The organism is Ewingella sp. CoE-038-23 (assembly GCF_040419245.1).
Lineage (GTDB): Bacteria > Pseudomonadota > Gammaproteobacteria > Enterobacterales > Enterobacteriaceae > Ewingella > Ewingella allii.
In genome coordinates, this window is record NZ_JAZHOH010000007.1 from 1 (window position 1) to 2,454 (window position 2,454).

Here is a 2,454-nt window from a genome sequence, read left to right on the forward strand (position 1 = left end):
CTGCAAGGCGGTTTTTTCGTTTTCAGAGCAAGAGATTACGCGCAGACCAAAACGATCTCAAGAAGATCATCTTATTAATCAGATAAAATATTTCTAGATTTCAGTGCAATTTATCTCTTCAAATGTAGCACCTGAAGTCAGCCCCATACGATATAAGTTGTTGACAGGATTAACCAAAAACTTGAGAACCTCACCAGAAGGACCAAAGAAGGTCATCTTTGTCGTTTCCCCATTCGTCTCTCCATTCTTATATTCGAATGATTTACCATCAAGAAAAGCTGCATTAGGTGAAAGCATTATCTTTAAATCTCGTCCTTCACACTGATAATGGAATTGTTGTGCAAATGAACTTGCAGAAAGAAGAAGCAGCGAACAAAAAAGTATCTTTTTCATATCAGTCCTTTAAATTTAAAAAATCACTCACCACTCATGCTATCAATAGATTTCTTAACCTCTCCAGCCCTCTCGACTAAAGCATGATTTCTCTTCAGCATAAATGTATAGCCGATCCGACTAATTGGATTCATTGCGTTGTATGTATATGCAACCTCAAATAAAGATACTCCTCGCTGATTTTGCTCAGATCCAATCCAAGCACCATAGCCAACCAACAGCAAAAAAACGACGATAACAGTAATGCAGATTTTTTTTATCATTCCCTATCCAGATAATATGAAGAAAACAGAATTGAACATAACATCCGTTGCCCGCACCACCTCAGGCGCCCTCAGGGCGTTTCTGAGGACTCCGGCCTGAAACATACACCTTTCTGTGCCCATATCGAGAAAAAACGCCCCTGATGATTTCTGCGTACCTGCATGGCTATGCACTCAAGTGAATGAAGTAAGATTTCAGTCTGCGATCACCATAAAACCGGGAAAAAGCCGTATGACAAAACAGGAATCAGCCGCACTGAACATGGCAAAATTTATCCGGGCGCAGTCGCTGCTGCTGCTCGAAAAACTCGACGTGCTCGATCTTGATGACGAGGCAGCCGACTGTGAGCGAATGCACGAACAGGCAGAAGCGCTTTATCAGAAGCTGAGCGCACGCTTCGGCATACAGGACGGCGAATAAAGAGACGAAAAGAACGCTCACTTAGACGAAAAGCGTATCCATGGCAACTATGTATATCCACCGTGTACATAGTCATGCCTGACGCTTTCGAGCAGGTCGAGCATGTAGGAACGACGAGCTTGATTGGTATCGGACACAATATGGCGATACGCCTCAAACATAACAGCACCCGCATCACCGCCCGAACGGCGAAGCATAGCGGAAATCATCCGCACAAAGAGCAGACGTTCATCGGGGCAAAGGTTCATAAGTTCTCCTGGTGAAAAACCAAACATGAAGCACCCATCTATTAACGTCAGCTGTGAACGCTTCATTAGAAGAAAATAGGTAAACCCGGGAAAAAGATCCAAACGTTAACATCACAGGTAAACAGAAACGTCGGGTCGATCGGGAAATTCTTTCCCGGACGGCGCGGGGTTGGGCAAGCCGCAGGCGCGTCAGTGCTTTTAGCGGGTGTCGGGGCGCAGCCCTGAACCAGTCACGTAGCGCTAGCGGAGTGTATACAGGCTAAACTTCAGAGATGCCAAGGAAGGGACAGGATATGTTTTGTAGCACCGCCACCACGGTGGCGATACTCCAAAACGCCTGGTCAGGGCACAGCCCCGACACCCCAGAGCCGACTGTAGGTCACTGGGCGAACGCGGCGGAATGATGTCGGATGACGTCATTTTGCGGCGTCTGCCCTATCCTGCATCGTATTAAAAAATGCAGCTATGGCGCGTACGGTGCCAAAGATAAGCCCGGAGATATTCCGCTTCCTCGCTCACTGACTCGCTCCGCTCGGTCGTTCGGCTGCGGCGAGCGGTACCGGCTTACTGGCGGGGCGGAAATTTCCTGGCATCTTCCAGGAAGAAGCTTAACAGGGAAGCAAGAAGGCCACGGCGAAGCCGTTTTTCCATAGGCTCCGCCCCCCTGACAAGCATCACGAAATCTGACGCTCAAATCAGTGGTGGCGAAACCCGACAGGACTATAAAGATACCAGGCGTTTCCCCCTGGTGGCTCCCTCGTGCGCTCTCCTGTTCCTGCCTTTCGGTTTACCGGTGTCATTCCGCTGTTATGGCCGCGTTTGTCTCATTCCACGCCTGACACTCAGTTCCGGGTAGGCAGTTCGCTCCAAGCTGGACTGTATGCACGAACCCCCCGTTCAGTCCGACCGCTGCGCCTTATCCGGTAACTATCGTCTTGAGTCCAACCCGGAAAGACATGCAAAAGCACCACTGGCAGCAGCCACTGGTAATTGATTTAGAGGAGTTAGTCTTGAAGTCATGCGCCGGTTAAGGCTAAACTGAAAGGACAAGTTTTGGTGACTGCGCTCCTCCAAGCCAGTTACCTCGGTTCAAAGAGTTGGTAGCTCAGAGAACCTTCGAAAAACCGCC

5 protein-coding genes are annotated in these 2,454 nt (G+C 48.8%); 2 read left to right on the plus strand and 3 right to left on the minus strand.

The genetic code is table 11. From position 1 onward, the window contains the following. Nucleotides 1-93: 93 nt before the first annotated feature. Complete coding sequence (locus V2154_RS24825) at nucleotides 94-393, minus strand: hypothetical protein (RefSeq protein WP_016247612.1); 300 nt, start codon at nucleotides 391-393, stop codon at nucleotides 94-96. Between the two features lie 23 nt (nucleotides 394-416). Next, nucleotides 417-656, minus strand: a complete 240-nt coding sequence (locus V2154_RS24830; RefSeq protein WP_001560795.1) for a hypothetical protein — start codon at nucleotides 654-656, stop codon at nucleotides 417-419. 232 nt (nucleotides 657-888) lie between these two features. Between V2154_RS24830 and V2154_RS24835 the strand changes: the two genes are divergently transcribed. Next, entirely contained in the window at nucleotides 889-1,077 is a 189-nt protein-coding gene (locus V2154_RS24835) for a Rop family plasmid primer RNA-binding protein (protein WP_000165998.1), read from the plus strand. Between the two features lie 47 nt (nucleotides 1,078-1,124). Here V2154_RS24835 and V2154_RS24840 read toward each other — a convergent pair whose 3' ends face one another. Then, nucleotides 1,125-1,352 carry a hypothetical protein gene (locus tag V2154_RS24840; protein ID WP_224019247.1) on the minus strand — a complete coding sequence of 76 codons (228 nt, stop codon included), beginning with the start codon at nucleotides 1,350-1,352 and terminating at the stop codon, nucleotides 1,125-1,127. An 853-nt stretch (nucleotides 1,353-2,205) separates the two neighbouring features. Here V2154_RS24840 and V2154_RS24925 point away from each other — a divergent pair. Then, entirely contained in the window at nucleotides 2,206-2,319 is a 114-nt protein-coding gene (locus V2154_RS24925) for a hypothetical protein (protein ID WP_059570819.1), read from the plus strand. Nucleotides 2,320-2,454: the final 135 nt, after the last annotated feature.

Bases quoted from the DNA above. Each gene is read 5' to 3' on its own strand.
- V2154_RS24925 (WP_059570819.1), top strand. From the start codon at position 2,206: ATGCACGAACCCCCCGTTCAGTCCGACCGCTGCGCCTTATCCGGTAAC.
- V2154_RS24835 (WP_000165998.1), top strand. From the start codon at position 889: ATGACAAAACAGGAATCAGCCGCACTGAACATGGCAAAATTTATCCGG.
- V2154_RS24840 (WP_224019247.1), bottom strand. From the start codon at position 1,352: ATGTTTGGTTTTTCACCAGGAGAACTTATGAACCTTTGCCCCGATGAA.
- V2154_RS24825 (WP_016247612.1), bottom strand. From the start codon at position 393: ATGAAAAAGATACTTTTTTGTTCGCTGCTTCTTCTTTCTGCAAGTTCA.
- V2154_RS24830 (WP_001560795.1), bottom strand. From the start codon at position 656: ATGATAAAAAAAATCTGCATTACTGTTATCGTCGTTTTTTTGCTGTTG.